13 protein-coding genes are annotated in these 21,469 nt (G+C 43.9%); 12 read left to right on the forward strand and 1 reads right to left on the reverse strand.

Annotation, left to right across the window (positions count from 1 at the left end; translation table 11 throughout):
* Positions 1-47: 47 nt before the first annotated feature.
* Positions 48-5,042: a translocation/assembly module TamB domain-containing protein gene (locus IP510_RS00785; protein ID WP_194362904.1), complete on the forward strand. Its 4,995-nt coding sequence runs from the start codon at positions 48-50 to the stop codon at positions 5,040-5,042.
* Positions 5,043-5,281: 239 nt separating this feature from the next.
* Here the strand turns inward: IP510_RS00785 and hemP are convergent, their stop codons facing one another.
* On the reverse strand, positions 5,282-5,440 hold the full coding sequence (gene hemP, locus IP510_RS00790; protein ID WP_227672156.1) for a hemin uptake protein HemP: 159 nt from the start codon (positions 5,438-5,440) through the stop codon (positions 5,282-5,284).
* 361 nt (positions 5,441-5,801) lie between these two features.
* On the opposite strand from hemP, the gene IP510_RS00795 reads away from it, so the two are divergent.
* The 11 genes from IP510_RS00795 to IP510_RS00845 all read left to right on the forward strand — a co-directional run bounded on the left by IP510_RS00795 (position 5,802) and on the right by IP510_RS00845 (position 21,441).
* Positions 5,802-6,953: an NUDIX domain-containing protein gene (locus tag IP510_RS00795; RefSeq protein WP_194362905.1), complete on the forward strand. Its 1,152-nt coding sequence runs from the start codon at positions 5,802-5,804 to the stop codon at positions 6,951-6,953.
* Between the two features lie 494 nt (positions 6,954-7,447).
* On the forward strand, positions 7,448-8,683 hold the full coding sequence (locus IP510_RS00800) for a lipocalin family protein (RefSeq protein ID WP_194362906.1): 1,236 nt from the start codon (positions 7,448-7,450) through the stop codon (positions 8,681-8,683).
* Between the two features lie 405 nt (positions 8,684-9,088).
* On the forward strand, positions 9,089-10,531 hold the full coding sequence (locus tag IP510_RS00805; RefSeq protein WP_194362907.1) for a glyceraldehyde-3-phosphate dehydrogenase: 1,443 nt from the start codon (positions 9,089-9,091) through the stop codon (positions 10,529-10,531).
* 300 nt (positions 10,532-10,831) lie between these two features.
* Positions 10,832-12,043, forward strand: a complete 1,212-nt coding sequence (gene cgtA / locus IP510_RS00810; protein WP_194196989.1) for an Obg family GTPase CgtA — start codon at positions 10,832-10,834, stop codon at positions 12,041-12,043.
* An 81-nt stretch (positions 12,044-12,124) separates the two neighbouring features.
* Complete coding sequence (gene proB, locus IP510_RS00815; protein ID WP_194362908.1) at positions 12,125-13,297, forward strand: glutamate 5-kinase; 1,173 nt, start codon at positions 12,125-12,127, stop codon at positions 13,295-13,297.
* A gap of 275 nt (positions 13,298-13,572) precedes the next feature.
* Entirely contained in the window at positions 13,573-14,709 is a 1,137-nt protein-coding gene (gene hemE / locus IP510_RS00820; protein WP_194362909.1) for a uroporphyrinogen decarboxylase, read from the forward strand.
* Between the two features lie 59 nt (positions 14,710-14,768).
* Positions 14,769-15,836 (forward strand): N-acetyl-gamma-glutamyl-phosphate reductase, encoded by a 1,068-nt coding sequence (gene argC / locus IP510_RS00825; RefSeq protein WP_194362910.1) that lies wholly within the window; start codon positions 14,769-14,771, stop codon positions 15,834-15,836.
* Positions 15,837-15,939: 103 nt separating this feature from the next.
* On the forward strand, positions 15,940-16,806 hold the full coding sequence (locus tag IP510_RS00830) for a hypothetical protein (protein ID WP_194362911.1): 867 nt from the start codon (positions 15,940-15,942) through the stop codon (positions 16,804-16,806).
* Positions 16,807-17,032: 226 nt separating this feature from the next.
* Positions 17,033-17,428 carry an ATP-dependent Clp protease adaptor ClpS gene (locus IP510_RS00835; RefSeq protein WP_194362912.1) on the forward strand — a complete coding sequence of 132 codons (396 nt, stop codon included), beginning with the start codon at positions 17,033-17,035 and terminating at the stop codon, positions 17,426-17,428.
* Positions 17,429-18,001: 573 nt separating this feature from the next.
* A complete protein-coding gene (gene clpA, locus IP510_RS00840) occupies positions 18,002-20,542 on the forward strand; it encodes an ATP-dependent Clp protease ATP-binding subunit ClpA (RefSeq protein WP_194362913.1) in 2,541 nt (846 codons plus the stop codon).
* 161 nt (positions 20,543-20,703) lie between these two features.
* Positions 20,704-21,441 carry a uracil-DNA glycosylase gene (locus tag IP510_RS00845; protein ID WP_194362914.1) on the forward strand — a complete coding sequence of 246 codons (738 nt, stop codon included), beginning with the start codon at positions 20,704-20,706 and terminating at the stop codon, positions 21,439-21,441.
* The last annotated feature ends 28 nt before the right edge of the window (positions 21,442-21,469 follow it).

Genomic DNA, 21,469 nt, shown 5'->3' on the forward strand with positions numbered 1-21,469 from the left:
CCATCGTACCGATTGCTGGTCATCATTCTTTAACGTAGTTGAGTGTCATGCTGACAAAAAATACCCCGCCTAATCCTGCACCAGATGAAGATCCAGCACAGCGCGATGCGCGTGCGGTCAGGCGGTTTTATCCGCTCTCGTTTTTGCTCAAACTATTGGGGCTGATGCTCGTTATCCTTGCGATCATGTTTGCGATATTTTTCTATGCCGCAGGCACCGATGCAGGTACAAAGTTTATTTTAGAAAAAGTCAGTGCCGAGACAGGTATCGATTTTCAGTATGGACAAGGCAACTTGCGCGATGGTATCTGGGTGACAGATATCGATATCGAGGCCACAGAAGACCTTGAGATATTGGTAGACAAAGCTTATGTCAAAATAGGCTGGCGCGCGGTATTTGCAAAAGAGGTGCATCTTAGTGACGCCACGATACAAACCATTGAAATCATCAATAAGAAGCCTCCTACGGGTGAGCCGTTTGATTATAAGACCCTAAAACTGCCAGTCAATCTGCGTTTTGATCAAGCCACTATCAAAAAAGTCATTTATAAACAAGTCACCAAAGATCCCATCATCATCAATAACATCAAAGCGCGTGATCTGACATGGGTGGGTAGCACCGTCACGGTCGGTCGCGGTGATTTACAGTATGCTGATATTGTCAAAGTCAGTGCCCTACAAGGTGAGATTGACCTGCAGGGCGACTATCCATTAGATTTGAGTGCGATTGCAGAAGTCAGCGCCCTCGAAAAAGCCTATATCGACCCATTGAATATCACGGCAACAGGGACGCTAAAACGTACTGTGGGTAAAGTGCGTAGCCGTTATAACGATAACGATGTTCGCGGTGATTTCGTGGTGCAAGGATTGGATGCAGGATCGCCGTTTGATGCAAAACTCCAATGGGACGATATTCTTATCCCCTATGCAGAGGGTCAAGACATCCGTCTACAGAGTGGTATCGCGACAGCATCGGGTGTCATATCTGATATACGACTTCGTATCAATACTGACCTGACGGCCAAAGACATTCCCTCTGGCCACTATCAAGGCCGTGCGGTTATTGCCAACAGTCAGCTACGTATTGATCGCTTAGAAGCAGACGTGCCAGCGGGTCGTTTGGCGTTGCAGGGTATCTTGGACTGGAAAGAGGGTTTTGAGGCGACCATACGTGCGTCTGGTCGCAATTTTGATATTCGCCGTGCCATTCCTGATGAATATGCGGACTTTAAAGCCTACGCCCCAAAAACCCTTGATGGCAGAGTGTCCTTACGTTATCTACAGAAAAACAGCACGGGCAACACACAAATTGATGCTGACTTGCGTCAGCGTGATGGTGAGCATGTCAATGCCAATATGATCTTTGGTAAAACATCAGCCAAGTCCACACAAGTAGCCCCTTTGTATATCGATGCTAAATGGGAAAATCTCATACGCCGTGATGTGCCCAATATTGGCAATATTGACAGTCCTAGCGGTCAAGCAGACGTCATTCTTCGCGGTTCACGCCTCTCAGTCGATGCCAATGCGGTTATCAAAGAGCTCAATGCTGCTCCCAAAGGTAACTATGATGTACGCTTGCGTAAAGCAGGAGACATCATTGATATCAATCGTCTCAACTATAATGGCATCGTCGGCGACCTATCAGGGACTGGGCAGATTCAACTGGCCAATAAAAAGCGTCCACTGACCTGGCAAATCGATGCCAGTACCAAAGGGTTACTACCCAAAGAGTACCGCAGCGACTTGCCGCTTGAGCGCCTGACCGGACGTATCAGTGCGCGTGGTCGATTGCTGAATATCACAAAAAGTGGTGTCAGTGGTCAGCGCCATGTCATAACACTAAACAATACCGATATGCAAGCACAGCTTGATGCCACGCAAAACAGTCGTACCATCGGTATCAAAGGTAGTGGTGATGCGAGCGTCGATATCGTCGGCGGTGAGCTGTCTGTCTTCGATGTACGTTTTGATGGTCAGGTCGATACGGCAGACGTACCAGCGGGCCGTCTCTCTATCGATGCTGCGGGCACACCAAAACTGATTCGTGTTCGGAAACTCAATTACAATGGTGAAGCGGGTGCAGTCAAAGCCAATGGTGTCATAGATTTACGTAAAAACATTGGTTGGACGATTGATGGCCGCTTTGATCAGTTCAATGTGGGTTACTTCTTGCCTAACAATCCAGCCATCATTACAGGGGATCTAAAAACCAGTGGTGAGTGGCAAAATGCGCCCAAAAATAGCGCAAATGCCACCGGTAAATTACAGCGTTTCGCGATTAATTTTGACGGTGTATTGGATGCTGAGCAATTGCCAGCAGGCAAGTTATCCATCGAGGCCAGTGGCGATAGCCAGTTGATTCGAATCAAGCGATTCCGTCACGTAGGCGCTGCGGGCAGCATCAATGCTAGTGGTACTGTCGATGTCCGAAAAGGTATTGCTTGGGATGTCAATGCGGTGATGGATCGCTTTAACATTGGGTATTTCTTAAAGGATACGCCAAGTCGTATTACTGGTACAATCGATACTGATGGTAGTTGGGGTGACACGCAGCAAATTATCAATATTAAGCAAGTAAACTTAAGTGGCATGCTAAAAGGTCAACCGCTTAGTGCGAAAGGCAGCCTATCAGCGAAGATGCGTTTACCAAAAGATTTGGCAAGCTATCTTAAACGACTACAAACACAAGATGCCCAAGCACAGTACAAGCAAGTCAATGCTTTAATAGATAGCTTAAATGCCAATAACTTGGTACTGCGTTGGGGTGATAATTACGTCACTGCTAATGGCAATGCCAAGCAACTACAAACCAAAATCAACATCACTAGCTTAGACCAGCTATCAAGTCAGCTGGCTGGAAAAGTCACTGGCGGTGCGACGTTGTCACAGCCAGCAGGTCAGGCATTACCCACCATTTATATTGATTTGGTCGGAGAACGCCTTGCCTTGCCAGGTTTTGTACTGCGTCAAGGCCGGGTGCGTGGCAAGCTGGTCAATTTAGCCAACAGTCCAAGTCAGCTTATCATTACGGCTGAGGGCTTAGATGCTGCTGGACAAAGTTTTGATAACATCAAACTGTCACTCAATGGCACCGAAAAAGCTCATGTCATTGATCTGAATGTTGCCAACAAGCGATTGGATGTGGGTGCGAGAATCAAAGGCGGCTTTGATCGAGACAAGCTGAGCTGGTCAGGTGTAATCGGCAAAGGCCGTATCAAATCAAAGTATGCGACCTTAAATCAGTTACAGCCAGCACAATTGATTGTGAACCTACCGCATGACCAAAATGGTAAAAACAGTGATCTAAAAGTACAGCTTGCTGCCCATTGTTGGCAAGCGACTGACCACACAGGTAAGTTATGTTTGCGTGAAAATTTGTTTGCATCGCCAGACAGCGGAGAAGTCAATATTGCGCTACAGAACCTAGATACGTCATTATTTTCGGTATTTTTGCCAAAAGATATAGACTGGAATGCCAAGATCAATGGTAAAGCGATTGTCGGTTGGAAACGTGGTCGTCCGCCAACCATCAACACCACGCTGTATTCAGACAATGGCAAAATCGGTCTGCTGCAAGATGGTGATAGTACTCCTGTGACGTTGTCTTATAAGCGTGTCTCACTCATTGCTTTGTCTGTGCCTGAAGGCATCAAGCTGCGTACAGATATTAATACTGGTCGAGGTGCTCGCGGCTATGCCGAGGCTATCGTTGATCCTTATAGCACACCCAAGCCCATCTCTGGCGCGCTGGTGCTCAATGAGCTTGATCTGGCGATATTTAAGCCGTTCTTCCCTGGTATGCGTGTCCTAAAAGGTAACGTGACAATGGCAGGTGGACTAGGCGGCACACTAGAAAAACCGCAGTTTTATGGTGATGTCAAACTCTCTAATGGCCGTATCGCGATGCTGGATCTGCCCGTGAATCTGACCAATGTGAATACAGAAGCCAAAATTCGTGGCACACAGGCGACCATCGCTGGTACCTTTAATAGTGGTGGAGGAAAGGGCACCCTAGACGGTACGGTTAATTGGCAGCAGAAGCTACAGGCCAAGCTGAGTATCGTTGGTGAGCGCTTGTTGATTACGCAGCCGCCGCTACTGGTGGCTGAGATTGACCCTGATATCGACATCATCGTTCGACCAGGCGACCGCTATGTGGATATCAAAGGTGCCATTAGTGTCCCAACGGCGACGATTCGTCCGCCAGAGGCCAGTGAAGATATCATCACTCAGACTGAAGATGCGGTGGTGCTAGATCGTCGTTTGATTGGTAATATCGATGAAGTATTGGCTATCTCCAAGCCTTGGTCGATCAATGCAGATATTGGTGTCGACTTGGGTGATGATATTAATTTTCGAGGCTTTGGTGCGGTTATTCCTTTGGCAGGCGCTATTAACATCACCCAAAATGGCACAGGTATTATGCGAGCCAAGGGGGTCGTTCAGGTCTCACGTCGTACCAATATCAATGCCTTTGGCCAGAGTTTGGAGCTAAACTACGGGCAAGTGCGTTTCAATGGCGATGTGATGAAGCCTAGCCTCAGTATTGAAGCTGCCAAAACCATCAGTGGTAAAACCGTTGGCTTACGAGTCAAAGGCTCTACTGAAAGTCCCAATATCGTTGTCTTTAATAATGCCGGATTGACCCAGCAGCAAGCGATGAATGCATTGGTCACCGGTCGTATCGACAATAAGAGCGCCACCCAAATCAGTGAGCAAGGGTTCAAGTCGCAGGTGACCAATAACTTAGCCGCCGCTGGATTGAGTTTTGGCCTTAGTGGCACACGCACTTTAACCAATCAAATTGGTCAAGCTTTTGGGTTGCAGAGTCTTACGGTTGATGCCTCAGGCAGTAGCGAGGACACCAATGTCAATGTCACCGGTTACGTGACGCCTGACTTATATATCCGCTATGGCGTGGGTGTATTTAATGCTCAGAACAGTCTTTCTGTTCGTTATCAGCTCACACGCCGCATTTACGTTGAAGCCAGTTCAGCGGCAGAAAACGCAGTTGATGTGGTTTATAGTTGGCAGTTCTAAACGTCACGCTATAGTCAGAGAACGACTAAACTGCTACGGTGTTAGTCTCCCTAGATGTACTACTTGTACAATCTGTAGTTGGCTGCCTTGTAGCTGTTTTAGGTTTCTTTGACTATAAATGACTGTCGATAGCTAACAGCTATCTCAACTAATGATGACCATAGTAATTTTTAACCAATAAAAAAACGCCTTAGTATCTAAGGCGTTTTTTTATCAGTAGACATCGAGTGATGTTCATTCTATTTGGTTAGAATTAGGCGGTTATTACGAGTTAAGCGCAGACGATATTCTTCACCTTCATGTTCGATACGCACTTCTTTGGTCAAAGCAAACAGATGCTGTGACTGTAATGTAGGGAGACGGTTTTCGCGGCAATTCAAATAACGAGAGATGACCATGCTCATGGTAAATTCCTTTTGATAAAATAGTGGCTCATACTGGCCATAGAGTAATTGGCTTTAACGATAATAATTATCATTTAGATTCGTATAATTTGCAAGCTAATTGATAAAATAAAATGCAGTTATTGTGTAAACTTATCTAAGCCTGCTGTCATAAAGCACCAATTTCATGCTTCATCTGTCTTAATAAACGTATTTGTGAACGGGTGTCATTTATAAAATTACTTGCGTTTTATGTATGCAAATACCGCTCTGTACCATACGTGTCATACATCGATATCGTTTTAACTTAACTATTTCAACTCAGCCATTTCAACTTAACTGTTTCGACCTGTCTATAAAAATAGAGAATATTGCTATGCCACATCAAAAAAATAACCCAACACCAGACACTACAAAAACCATCGTTAATGTCGCAGTCGCTGTTATTCACTATAAAAATCAGTACTTACTCGGATTTCGGGATGCCGCTCAGCACCAAGGCAATCGCTATGAGTTTGTCGGTGGCAAGATAGAGACCGGTGAGTCAGCCACACAGGCGTTGATTCGAGAGGTAGCTGAAGAAGCTGGCATTGCTATTGGTGACAGTGTCATTGTTAAGCTCGGCCGCCTGCATCACGATTATGGCGATAAAAAAGTCAGCTTGCAGGTATACAAGGTGGAGCTAACCATCCAGCAGTATGAGCAACACAAACATCGTCAATACGGCCTAGAAGGACAGGCTCTGACATGGGTAGACAAGGCTGGGTTATTAGCAGGGGAGTATCACTTGCCCGCGGCCAATAAAACCATTTTAGCGTGGCTACAACTGCCAGAAAGCATAGCAATTACCTATCCAGTATCACACTTTAATGACTGTCCAGATCCAGCGACAGCGTGGCTACAATATCATCAAGAAAAACTGCCAATGGCGGCTTGGGTTTATATCCGTTTGAAGCAATCTGGCTCAGCGCATATGGCCAAGCAGCTCATGGCAGCACGACCAGACATTCAAGTGATTTTATCGCATCGTGACCATAGAGAGTCTCTGACCAAACATATCGAGCCAGTCGCCTATGATATAGACACAGAACATCAAGTCCGTGCCATGCACCTGACACATACCGAGCTACTGAAATGGGCTGATAACATTCTTGGTGGATTAGGGTTTGAGGCATCATCGGATACTGAGAATGTGCTAGATGGTTACTCATCAAGCGGCTATTTATCAAGCAACCAGCCATTGATTGTTAGCTGTCATGATATTGCTAGCATTACAGCTGCTAATAAGCTCGCTGATGCTAGATTACAGCAGCAACTGCCTCCAGTGATAGGGGCTTTTTTGTCTCCTGTCCTTGCCACCCAAACTCATCCTGATACAACGCCACTTGGCTGGGAGACATGGTCTACGTTGGCACAGCTGGCTGATATGCCAGTCATTGGTTTGGGCGGTGTGACACCATTGATGCTGGATCAAGCATTAGAGAATGGCGGCGTCAGTGTTGCAGGTATTCGTGAATTTGTACGATAGCGATCCATTATAGCCATCAGTTAGCGCCACCAACCAAGAGTAAAATATTAACCGCGAAATCTGAACCCTATATTGGGCACATTTATATGGATGCTAATGTCGCTCATATGAGTGTGCGTATTGATGAAAATTCGTAAGTAGATGCAACGGAATTTTAAGATGTTTATCCAGTAAGTAACCATATGATTGTGATGTGTTCATAGCAAAGCATAAACCCATCGTTACTTACAAACCGTTGCGTTTCCCTACATTGGACTCCTATTTTAATGACGCCGTTGGCTTTAGTATGTATTGCATATCTATAGCGCATTGATTCTATTTCTATTTGATAAACATACATTTGACCAAAAATTTGTTAAAACAATAACAATAACAAATTTTTGTAAAAGCGGTTTGTGTTAAGGGTCTCAAGCAACAGCGATGCCGTTAAAACATAGAAATAGATCAGCGAGATAGAAAGCACCTAAACAGTCATCATAAATAGTGGTACTCCTATGAAAGCCGATAAGTTACCTAAATCAGCTTGGTCTGGTTCACAGGCAGCTGGTTCTCAGTCTCAGCAGCTAAAACAGTCGTCTAGCTACAACGAACGTGGCTATGACGAGCACAACGTTGGCATGCAACAACATGACCCTATCAGTCATGCTAGTAATGACGCCAGCTACCATCGCGATCACTTGAGTCATGATAGCCTCCAGCATTTAGCAAAACAAAGCGCAAAGCAAGACTGCTATCTTGGATATAGAAGTAACAAGAGCAGTAGTGACAAAAAGAGCTGTGATCAAAAAAAATCCAGCATGATTGATACTCATAGAGCCAATAGTTATGAAGAGTCACCAAAGCTAGATAAAGATGAGCCATTGATGGCAGCGCGTTTTGACGACAAAAAGAACAATATTAGCAATGACACAAGCAACAGAGCTAAGGGCAAAAATAAAGCTAAGAGCAATCAAGTTACGACAGATAACCTCAATAACAGCGATACCTTGCTGGGTAGATTGGGCAGTAAAAACGTATCAAACAAAGACATACCGGAGCGCATATTTATGAATGGACTGATCAAACATACAGGTATTGCCTTAGCGATTATTATACCATTGGCTGCGTTTTCAGCTTATGCTGCTACGCCTTCAGTCAATGCAGCGTCTATGGCTGCTACCAATGCAACGATGGATAAGACGACAACAGAGACGCTGTCTATCGAACCAAGCGCCATCATTCATAAGTCTGCAAATACCCCAACGACAGTCGATAGCGTCGACCTCAAAAAGTATGCCGGAACGTGGTACGAGATAGGGCGCTTACCGATGTATTTTCAACGTAAATGCGCAGGTGATGTTACGGCCAATTATGTCCAAAAAGCTGATGGTAAAGGTATAAGTGTCACTAACAAGTGTATGGCCGAAGATGGCTCGGAGATTGTTGCTGAAGGTCTAGCAAAGCCGGCGGATGAGACGGGTAGCAAGCTAAAAGTAACTTTTTTGCCCTCGTGGATTCGTTGGTTACCAGTTGGCCGTGCCGATTATTGGGTACTAGCACGTGATGCTGATTATAAAACGGCATTGGTCGGCACACCTGACAAAGATTATTTATGGCTATTGGCTCGTTCGCCTAATATCAGTCAAGAGACCTACTCTAAATATCGTCAGATTGCACAACAACAAGGTTATGATTTAAAAGAATTTAAGCTCACACCGCAAACCAATCAGACGGTAAATCTAACGCCATAGTTAATATGAATATGAATATGAAAAGTTGAATTCTAATTGCAGAATGAGTTTGTATACCTGATTGAGCGCTGGTTATTATCAGATTACTTCAATTAATAAAAATTCATAGTAACTCTTACTCAAGAAACCTAATAGGGCAGCATATATGGCTGCCTTTATTTTTATCTCTATTTATATATGAGTCTGTATATGAGAATGAAACCTATTATGCACACTAGCTAATCGGTTACTACTGGCAAAATGAGGCATTTTAGGCTAAAATCTATGCGATTCAAATACTCTAGTGTCAATAATCCGTATTGATAGTGGTTGATTATCATATTAGAGTCACCATTTAGAGCATACACAACCTATCTATTTCATATTTCTTCATATTTTATTGATCATACATTACTGACCATAAGGATGTTTCTCGTGAGCAACGCTGATACCTTACGCCAATTACATCAAGACCACTTAAGCAACTATAACAATCAAGAGCAACAAGCGATTGAGCTAATGGGGTTGTTGAATAAGCTCTATAATGCGCAAGACGTACAAGTGACCTTGTTCGGCGAAACGCTAGACTCCACCTCAGTTGGTCAAATACTCGCTTTGCATCAAAAAGTTGCGTTGCGTGAACATGGCGCTAAGTCTATCGATATCGCTGATACGTTAGCGATGGTAAAAGTCATCGCAGAAAACAAAGATATCCAAGCGACTCGTATCGATGTTGGTCAATTGATTGCTAATGACACTGACGTACAAGCTGCGCTAAAATCTGTTAATAATGCAGGTGCCGTAAATGGCGCGACAGATGTAGTATTATATGGTTTCGGCCGTATTGGTCGTATCTTGACCCGTTTATTACTGGCGCAAGCATCAAGTGCAAAAGGTATGCAGTTAAAAGCTATCGTCGTACGCCCAGCAGCTGCTGGTGACTTGGCCAAACGTATCTCATTGCTTGAGCGTGATTCGATTCATGGTAGATTCTTGGGTGGCATCAGTATCGATGATGACAATAACGGTATGATTATTAATGGTCGTTTTGTACAAGTTATCTATGCGAAAGATCCTAGTGAAATCGACTACACCGCTTATGGTATCAACGATGCTCTCGTTATCGATAACACGGGCATCTGGAAAGACGAAGCAGGCCTTGGCAAGCATTTACAGTCTACTGGCGTGAAAAAAGTACTACTGACTGCCCCTGCTGGTGGCGATATCAAAAACGTTGTATATGGTGTGAACAATGACACGGTTGGTGATGACACTATCGTTAGTGCTGCCAGCTGTACGACCAATGCTATTACACCAACGTTAAATGTATTGAATGATGAGTACGGTATCGAAAACGGTCACGTAGAGACTATTCACTCATTTACCAATGATCAAAACTTGGTTGATAACTATCATAAAGCAGACCGCCGTGGTCGTAGTGCTGTGATGAACATGGTTATCACGAGCACAGGCGCGGCAAAAGCAGTTGGTAAAGCATTACCAGAATTAAGTGGTAAGCTAACGGGCAACGCCATTCGTGTACCAACACCAAATGTCAGCTTAGCAATTTTGAACTTAACGCTTAAAACGGCACCAGAAAGTGCTGAAGCGTTGAATGAATTTTTGCGTAAAATTGCTAACAGCAGCACTTGGCAGTCGCAGATTGCTTATACAGATTCTACAGAAGCCGTATCAACAGATTTCGTTGGCACGACTCATGTTGGCATCATCGATGCGCAAGCGACTATTCTGACTGGTAATCAAGCTATTGTGTATGTTTGGTATGACAACGAAGTAGGTTATAGTACTCAGGTATTGCGTCTAGCGACACAGATGGCCGGAATCAGCTACGCTCAGATTCCTGCATAGAACGTTAAGCATAACAAACCAGATGTCTGATATTGTGTAAATTGGTGCGGGCATACTGCAAAATTTGCCATAATAGCGTCTGGTTTGGATAGCTTGATATTGCGTTAGCTGTCATACTTAAACACCCGATAGTCCGATTGATTATCGGGTGTTATTTTCATATTGAATATCAAATACAAGTAGCGTGCTTTTAGCGCTTATTTTGTCACAATATTTTTTGTGACAACACAGTAAAACCCCATAATATAACCGTTGGTTGTAACCAGTATATAAACTGGATTGTGAATTAAGGAAAGTAAAATGCGATTTATTGATGAAGCCGTCGTAACGGTAAAAGCAGGTGACGGTGGTAACGGAATCGCCAGTTTTCGCCGAGAAAAATATGTCCCACGTGGTGGCCCTGATGGTGGTGATGGTGGTAAAGGCGGAGATGTTTATGTTATTGCAGAAGATAACACTAACACCTTAGTTGATTATCGTTATACCCGTCGTCATGACGCTATGAGAGCTGAGAACGGTCACAGTAGAAACTGTTCAGGCAAGGGTTCTGATGATTTGTTCTTACCAGTGCCTATCGGTACCACGGTAGTTGATACCGAAACAGATGAAGTTTTGGGTGATTTGATTGAACTTGGTCAGACGTTACTGATTGCCAAAGGTGGTGATGGTGGTTTGGGTAATACTCATTTCAAGAGTTCTACCAACCAAGCACCGCGTAAAGCGACGTCAGGTTTTGAAGGTGAGTTAAAAGTTCTTAAATTTGAGCTAAAAGTAGTGGCTGATGTTGGCTTGATTGGTTTGCCTAATGCTGGTAAATCTACCTTTATTCGTCAAGTTTCTGCTGCTAGACCAAAAGTTGCTGACTATCCATTTACCACACTAGTTCCGAATCTAGGCGTAGTCGATATCGGTCGTCATCGCTCATTTGTGATGGCAGATATTCCGGGTTTGATCGAAGGTGCTTCAGAAGGTGCTGGACTTGGTATCCGTTTCTTAAAGCATGTAGCGCGTACTCGTCGTTTGTTACATGTGGTTGATGTAAAGCCAGTTGATGGCAGCGATCCAGTAGCCAACGCTCGTGTTATCTTAAATGAACTTGAACGTTTTTCGCCTGAATTATCCAACTTGCCTCAGATTTTGGTATTAAACAAAATCGATCAGGTGCCTGAAGAAGAGTTAGATGAGCTCTGTACCCATATTGTCGCTGAGCTTGGTTGGACAGGAGATGTATTTCGCACGTCAACCCTAATGGGCGAAGGGACTGATGCGGTTAAATATCATCTGATGAATGAGATTGAACTAGAGCGTGAGCGTGAACTAGAAGATCCTATCTTCGCTGAAGCACAAAGAACACGTTTTGAGCGCTTAGAAGTAGAAGTTCGCCTGAATACTGAAGCTCAGCGTGAAGCCTATCGTGCAGCTCGTAAAGCAGCACGTGAAGGACTAGACTTAAATGACGATGATGACGACTTCGATGATGAAGATGGTGTCGAAGTGGTTTACGTTCCGTAGTAAGTGAACAAGCTTGAACTGATATACCTGAATTTTTTAAATCAATCCCCTAATCAATTCATAAGATAAAAAGGAGTTTATATGGCAGATGGCATAGAAAACACGATCGAAGAAGCAAGATTTGTTAAGCAAAATCGCAACTTTGATATTCAGCGCGTTATTGTCAAGATTGGCTCATCGTTGTTAACCAATAACGGTCGAGGACTGGATCGAACTGCCATATACGAGTGGGCCAAGCAGATTGCTAAGCTGCACAAGCAAGGCGTCGAAGTACTACTAGTATCATCAGGTGCTGTTGCTGAAGGTGTGGTACGTATGAACCTTGAGGAGCGCCCTAAGAAACTAGCAGCACTGCAGGCCTGTGCTTCTATTGGTCAAATGGGTTTGATTGAAACATGGTGGTCAGCATTGATCCAACATGGTATCCAAAGCTCACAGCTACTACTGACTCATGATGATTTGTCTAATCGTAGCCGTTATCTCAATACGACAGGTGCTCTGACGCAATTATTAGAATGGCGCGTGCTACCTGTTATCAATGAAAATGACACCATTACCATTGATGAAATCAAGTTCGGTGATAATGATACATTAGGGGCAATGGCTGCTGCGATGGTCAATGCTGATTTGTACATTATTCTTACCGATCAAGATGGTGTGTTCACAGATAATCCACGTGACAATCCTAATGCAAAAATGATTCGTCAAGAGCGTGCGATGGCTGATTATTTGTTTGATATAGCTGGAGATGGCGGCAAGCTAGGACGCGGTGGTATGTTGACCAAAATCCGTGCTGGTCGCCTTGCTGCAATGGGTGGCTGTCCAACTGTTATTGTGAGCGGTGCAATTGAAGATGTCATTACTCGTGTAGTATCAGGTGAAGCGGTTGGTACGCTATTGACGACTAACGATGAAGACAAAATTATCGCCCGTAAGCAATGGCTTGCTGCGCATTTACGCATGTCAGGTAGCTTGGTTGTAGATGCAGGTGCTGCCAAGGCATTGACTGAACTAAATAGAAGTCTACTACCGGTCGGTGTTGTCGAAGTCCATGGTGGTTTTGATGAAGGCGATGTGGTTGAGATTATCCATCAGGATACCGGCGAACGTCTCGCAGTCGGACAGGTGAATTTTTCATCGCATGATGCACGCCGTGTGGCTCGTGAGCGTACGGAACAGTTTGACAAGATTTTTGGTAGTAGTGAAGAGCGTGTGGTCATGGTACATCGTGATAACTTGGCATTAACCGTATAGTAAAGTGATGACGCATCGTTTGTATTAGTGAGTAGGGCTTGTTTATGGTTTTAGACAAGCCTTACTTATTGGTGACAGACAGATAGGTCAGACATGGTTTTTTACGTTCATACCCAAGTATCAGTTTATGATGTGGCTATTATAAATGAGAGCAATACCCTTTAATCAGCATAGATGCTGACCCTGTATCATAGGTATTAATCAATTTTTATTTAATTTATTTAGCACAGTATTCTTAAAGAATGATAAATACTGTGTGTTTCGGAGATTTGTACATGAGTGCTTTAGACAACAGTGACTCGGCCCAGCAGCAGTTTGCGCCTTTAAAAAACGACAGATTGCTACGTGCGCTACGCTTCGAGCCTATCGATACCACCCCAGTTTGGATGATGCGTCAAGCAGGTCGCTATTTACCAGAATATAAGGCAACTCGTGCTGAAGCAGGCGACTTTATGAGCCTATGCAAAGACACCGACCGTGCCACTGAAGTCACTCTGCAGCCACTTCGCCGTTATAATTTGGATGCGGCTATTTTGTTCAGTGATATTTTGACCATTCCTGATGCTATGGGATTGGGCTTATATTTCGAGGCTGGTGAAGGTCCTAAATTTAAGCATCCTATTCGTACGCAAGCGGATCTTGATAGAATACCAAAGCTTGATCCGACAGACTCTCTTGATTATGTCATGCGTGCGGTGACCAGTATTCGTAAAGCTTTGAATGGGCAAGTACCGTTGTTTGGTTTCTCTGGTAGTCCATGGACGCTAGCGACGTATATGATCGAAGGCGGCAGCTCAAAAGACTATCGTTATACCAAAGGTTTTTTATACAGTAATCCTGATTTTTTACATCAATTATTGGATAAATTGGCAACGTCTGTCATTGATTATTTAGATGCACAAATCGTTGCTGGTGCTCAGATTGTACAGATATTTGATAGTTGGGGCGGGGCGCTTGGCCATCGTCAATTTATCGACTTTTCACACAAGTATAATAAGCGCATTGTTGCTGAGCTTAAGCAGCGCCATCCCGAGGTACCTGTGGTGTTATTTACCAAAGGGGGTGGATTATGGTTAGACATCCAGGCTGATAGCGAAGCCGATGTATTAGGCCTAGACTGGACGATGCCGATTGACCGTGCACGTCAGGTATTGACTGACAGTCAGCGTCAACTGACCAAGCAACATAAAAAACTACAAAGTAGCAAAGCCATCCAAGGTAACTTGGATCCAGCAACGCTATATGGCTCACCTGCGACGATTCGTACTGAAGTCAATGCCATGCTTGATAGAGCCTATGCGAATGGTGATAAAACGGGTTACATTGCTAACTTAGGTCATGGGATTACTCAGTGGGTCAATCCTGACAATGCCAAAGTGTTTGTCGATGCGGTACATGACTATAAAATTTAATAATTGATTTACTATCTGTCAGCGTATATTTAGTATTTTTAAGAAAAAGAGAGTCTCTTATGATTTCAGCGGCGATTGTTGGTGGTACAGGCTATACAGGTATTGAGCTTATTCGCTTGTTATCTGCGCATCCAAACGTTTCTATTGATTTACTAACCTCACGTAGCGAAGCGGGCACTCGTGCTGATGAGATTTTTCCAAGCTTACGCGGCATCTCAGACATTGTCTTCAGTGACTTAGGTGATGACACACTCGCGACGCTACAAAAGTGTGACGTAGTATTTTTTGCGACCCCACACGGCGTGGCGATGCAGCAAGCGGAAGCACTGACTCAAGCTGGCGTTAAGGTCATCGATCTGGCGGCTGATTTTCGCTTGCAGTCATTGACTGATTTTGAGAAATGGTACAAACAGTCACATGTGTGTCCTGAGCTATTAAAGACAGCGGTTTATGGATTGCCAGAGATTAATCGCGACAAACTGGCAAATGCATTAGTAGTGGGTAATCCTGGTTGCTATCCAACCACTGCGATTTTGGGTTTGAAGCCCATTATCGATGTTCAAAACAAGCAAGCAGAACGTTTGATTGAATCTCGTATTGTTATTGACGCGAAGTCTGGTGTGTCTGGAGCGGGTCGCCAAGCCTCGCTTGCGCTCAACTATGCTGAATCAACAGATAATTTCAAAGCCTATAGCGTCGAGGGTCATCGTCACTTGCCTGAGATTGAGCAAGGCGTTGCACAGTTGTTAGACAGCCAATTTGCCCATCGTATTCGTTTTTTACCGCACCTAGTGCCGATGATACGTGGCATGCTCAGCTCTATTCACCTGGAGCTCACGGATGCAGGTGCTATGATTGATTGGCAGCAAGCATTTGAAGCATCTTATGTCTCAGAGCCATTTGTTGATGTCATGCCAAAAGGTATTTATCCTGACACACGTAGCGTTCGCGCCAGCAATCGTTTACGTATCGCTGTGCATCAGGACAATGACCGTGCTGAGCTGACGGTGATTGTGGTACAGGATAACTTGGTCAAAGGTGCTGCAGGACAAGCCGTCCAAAACATGAATGTTATGTTTGGATTTGATGAATCAATGGGACTGAATTTTGCGCCTATCGTACCTTAGTACGAGATTTTTTGCGGCTAAGTCATTCATATTTATGCTACTAGGTATTGATTATAAATTCCGCTATAATGACTTGCCCTTACTCTTAAGAGATACTGTCTAAATGCGTTTTAAGCTTGTACTACGCTTTTGCCCACAGCCAACACGTCCATCGTGTCCAGATTTTGCTATTGATGATTTGCAGAGTAAGCAGTGTCTCCTGAGAGATGATGATTACTTTGTAAATGCTAAAAATATGACTCAGCGCGGTGCATCGACACTGGTATTGGCGTTATTTGTATTGGCAGTGCTTGTGACAGCTGTGGTCGGATTAATGTTCGGTCACAAACTTGGCTATCAGCGCGGCTTGCACTCAATGCAAACAGAAGCCAAGCAAGCGATTATCAACGGCAATGAAGCCACGAAATCGCTTGAAGATTTACGGCTTAGTAACAAAATAGCGACCAATCAAGCAGCGACCTCTAAACAAGAGCTGGCTATCAGTTTGGCAAACTTGAAAGAGTTGCGTGAGAATCAGCAAGCCATGACAGTAGAAAACAAGCAAGTTGCACAACTTAATGAATTCTACGCCGATTTTATTAGCGAAAAAGGCGGTATGCCTTTGCAAATATTGGGTGCCAAGATTGAGCCATTACCTGAAAACGCTTTTGAGTATGGTTTTGATATCGGTATGCTCAGCGGTGATGGTCAAGCCAAGCGCTTAAGACCCACGTTGACGTTATTGAACAATGATGATTTGGTAGAAGTACCATTAGATCCTACCAGCTATACAATTGAAGGTATCGTTCGCATACGTGGTCGTTTTGTGATGCCATCAGGATTTAGGCCGTTACAAGCCAAATTAACGCTTCAATCTGGTGCTCAGAAAATAGAGCAAATATATGATTGGAAGCTTGGGAGCCGTGTCGATAATATGTTGCCCTCGCTATTAGATTTACCAGATGTTGACCAAAGCCCTATTTCAGAGTAACTGCTGAGTCTTGCCTTTACTGACTGCCTTGCTTAAGAGTATTCGTGCAGGGTGGACATGTTGTATCTAAGGTATCAATCATTCATAGTCAGTACGCTTTTTAACATCGCCTCAATGAGTACTACTGATTTCAATCCCTGTGCTCTAAGCGATATGGCGACTCTGTCTCAATAAATCTTTTTTCTTAAACTCATCTCACGATTGTATTCCGATTATGACAAAAAAAATGATATTACATAGCATGCCAATGATTGCTGATTGGCACCTGCCAAGTACGCCTGTTCACCGTGCACAAGATAGTGACACTGATGGTGAGACGTCACCACAAGCTGACGTGCTGGTTGCAGAACCAGAAATAGCCAAACCACCCATGTATGCGGTAGTGATGTACAACGACAACTATACTCCGATGGAATTTGTGGTCTACGTATTGCAATCAGAGTTTCGTCATAGTACAGACTCTGCAGTCGAAATTATGCTGACGATTCATAACAACAGTAAGGGTATCGCTGGTATTTATCCAAAAGATATCGCTGAAACCAAAGCCAAAAAAGTAAACAGCTTGGCGCACCGTGAAGGTTATCCGCTATTAACTCAGATTGAGCCGCATCAAGGCGAATAACGGCCACTGTTATGCATTAGTCTTTTATAAACCCAGTTTCTGTGGAATTAGTTGGTTTTTGCATAATTCTATAGTGCTTATCAATAGCTCACTTTTATCGTGAGCTTGTTATTTTCTGCTTTAATACTATTCAAATCATCGTCAAATTGACCGTAAAAGTTCTCATCAAATTGCTCTAACCTTTTTTCTTCTTATGCATTCTATTGTTATCCTTCTCTTTTTGGCTATTCGTCTTCTTAAACGTGGATAATCTGCGTCCCAGCTCCTTTTGTCTGCTGTTAGCATGCTTTGATACACTTTAGTCTGCGTTAATAGATTGACTCTATCCAAATATCGTGTTGATATAAAGAAAAGCGAACCAGTATTGTTGCCATCATTGCCAACCGTCAGATAAACAGCGGTAGTGGTTGAAAATTCTATGGTTCATACGATGTATCCGTGGTTTCTGAGTCTATTCGATTTCCAATAATACAAATATAGCCCTTGAACAATGCATCTATCGCCCTGATTTACTTACTAACTCATTCATAAAACTATCAATTATAAAGATAGATATAACCGTAGGAAGTTGTTATGTTAAGTCGTCATCTTGAAGTTTCTCTACGTTTAGCAATGACGCTTGCGCGCCAAAAATCGCATGAGTATCTCACTGTTGAACATCTATTATTGGCGCTACTAGAAAATACCCATGCTGCTAATACATTGACTGCCTGTAACGCCAACGTCTCGGCGTTGCGTACCGAGCTTGAAGTGTATATCAATAAGCACACGCCAACGGTCGATGCAGATACCGAGCAGTCACCGCAGCCAACGCAAAGTTTTGATCGTATCTTACAGCGTGCTATTTTTCATGTGCAATCGATTGGCGGTGGTCGTCTGGTCGAAGGCTCTGATATCTTGGTATCGATGTTTTCAGAGCATGATACTTATGCTGTTTACTTGCTTAAAAAGCAAGGCATTAGCCGTCTTGAACTGACTCAATATCTATCGCATGGTCAGGACAAAGATGAGCCTTCTGAGTCACGTGCTTCTAGTACTGGCGAGCGTCGTAGTGCGTCTGAAAAAACCAGCAAAGACCCTTTGGTTGAATTTGCGACCAACCTAAATCAGCGCGCTGCTGAAGGTAAAACTGATCCGTTAATTGGTCGCGCTTCTGAAATTGAACGTGCCGCTCAAGTACTGTGTCGCCGCCGTAAAAACAACCCATTGCTAGTAGGTGAGCCAGGTGTGGGTAAAACCTCTATCGCTGAAGGTCTAGCATGGCTGATCATCAATGATAAAGCACCGAAACCTCTGAATGGTTGTGTGATTTATAGCCTTGATATTGGTGCGCTTATTGCTGGAACCAAATATCGCGGTGACTTTGAAAAACGTATGAAGTCCCTCCTTGATGCACTGAAGAATAAGCCGAATGCAATCTTATTTATCGATGAGATCCATATGATTATTGGCGCAGGTTCATCCATGAGCAGCAATATGGATGTGTCTAACTTAATTAAGCCTGCACTTGCCAACGGTGAGCTACGTTGTATCGGTTCAACGACTTTTACTGAATATCGTCAGGTATTTGAAAAAGATCATGCGTTGTCACGCCGTTTCCAAAAAATCGATGTGAAAGAACCAAGCGTAGACGATACCATTGATATCTTACGTGGTCTGAAGCCTCGCTATGAAGAGTTTCATAACGTTGAATACACGGATCAAGCGCTCATTACTGCAGTGCAGTTGTCAGCGAAGCATATCCACGAGCGTTTTTTACCGGACAAAGCCATTGACGTGATTGATGAAGCAGGCGCTTATAAGCGTTTGGGCGTCGTCGCTGATGTAGATGATATCGATGCTGAAGAAAGCTTTATTGCAGATATAGAGCATGATTTTGATGCACAGATTGATGCCGATCTCGAAGGTATTGGTAGCGATACAGATAATGAAATACAGAATGAAGCCGCAACGGCAAAGGCAAGTGACGGCAAAAAGTCAGCAGATGGTATCAAGGTATCTAAAGCACAAAGACCACCAATGAAAATTGATGTGGCTGATATCGAAGCTATTATTGCTAAACTGGCACGCATTCCGCCCAAATCAGTGTCTAGTGATGACAAGAGCATTCTTCAGCACCTAGATCGTGATCTTAAACACTTGGTGTTTGGTCAAGACGAAGCAATTGCAACGCTTGCGGATGCCATCAAATTGTCTCGTGCTGGTCTAAAATCACCAGATAAGCCGATTGGTTCATTTATGTTTGCAGGTCCGACAGGCGTGGGTAAAACAGAAGTATCACGTCAATTGGCCAATCTATTAGGTGTGGAGTTGGTACGCTTTGATATGTCAGAGTACATGGAAGCCCATACCGCCTCACGTCTGATTGGTGCACCTCCAGGCTATGTTGGTTATGACCAAGGTGGACTACTGACGGAAAAGATCAATCAACATCCGCATTGCGTGTTATTGCTTGATGAGATTGAAAAAGCGCACCCTGATGTCTTTAACTTGTTATTACAAGTTATGGATCATGGTACCTTGACTGATAACAATGGCCGTGTTGCTATCTTTAAGCAAGTCATCGTTATCATGACAACCAACGTCGGCGCAGATAGTATCAGCCGCTCGTCAATGGGCTTCACTCAGCAAGATCATAGCCGTGATAACACAGAGTCACTCAAGCGTGTGTTTACGCCAGAGTTCCGCAATCGTCTAGATGCTATCATCCAGTTCAACCCACTAGACAGCTCAGTGGTAGTATCGGTGGTCGATAAGTTCTTGGTTGAACTACAAGTGCAGCTAGATGACAAGCAAGTGACGCTAGAGATTGATGATGATGTTCGTGATTATCTCGCTGATAAAGGCTATGACCGTCTGATGGGCGCTCGTCCAATGCAGCGTTTGATTCAAGATGAAATCAAAAAGCCATTAGCCAGCATGATTCTGTTTGGTGATTTGGTCAATGGTGGGGTAGTCCGTCTGACACTAGAACCTAAAGCAGATGAGGCGCAGGACAGTGATACAGTGAAGCTTGGTAAGTCTTCTGATAAGGGATCTTCTGACAGCCGTATTATCTTGACTGTCGTTGAAACACATGAGCCACGCTCAGACTCTGAGTCAGTAGCTAGCTAAGTTATTTAATGTCAATGCAATAAGACGGCTACGGTATTATTACGGTAGCCGTTTTTTTATTGCTATAATTCATCAACAAAGCTCATAGCGTTTTTTGTTAGTATAAATGCTTAAAAAAAGCCAATATATCTATTCCATAACAAACATAAAAAGGATGCACCATGGAACTGTTTGACGAACAGCTGACCAAAACCGCAGAGCAAAAGCAGGCCATCTTAGACAATGTTCGCTTGCCCGAAGACTGGAAGACAGCATTGGCAGATGAGTTAACCTCAGACAACATGGACAGCTTGCGTGCATTTTTAAAAGAGGCGTATCAATCAGATGATAGTATCTATCCGCCAGCCCCGTTGATGTTCAATGCGCTTAATCTGACGCCTCTACCACAGGTCAAAGTTGTCATTTTAGGACAAGATCCTTATCATCGCCCAGGACAGGCAATGGGACTATCATTTTCTGTGCCAAAAGCCATTCCGAAGCCGCCCTCACTTAATAATGTGTTAAAAGAAATGGCAGATGATATCGGCATTAAACCGTCGGCACATGGCGATTTGACCTATTGGGCACAGCAAGGGGTTCTATTACTGAACAGTTATTTGACAGTGAAAGAGGGTGAGCCAAACAGTCATCAAAATCAAGGGTGGGAGCAGTTTACCGATGCAGTGATTGATGCGGTCAATGAACAAACAGAGCATACTGTATTTATACTGTGGGGCAGTAAAGCCCAAAAAAAGGGCAAATATATCGATACCGACAAGCATCTGATACTGACTGCTGTCCATCCTTCACCACTCGCCGCCAATCGCGGTGGATTTTTTGGTTCTAAGCCCTTCTCTAAAACCAATGATTATTTGGTCCAGTATGGTCAAGCACCAATTGACTGGCAATTGCCACAGTAAATGCTAAATACCATGAGCCATATCCATA

The sequence above is a fragment of the Psychrobacter sp. NG254 genome, from assembly GCF_015277735.1.
Taxonomy (GTDB): Bacteria; Pseudomonadota; Gammaproteobacteria; order Pseudomonadales; family Moraxellaceae; genus Psychrobacter.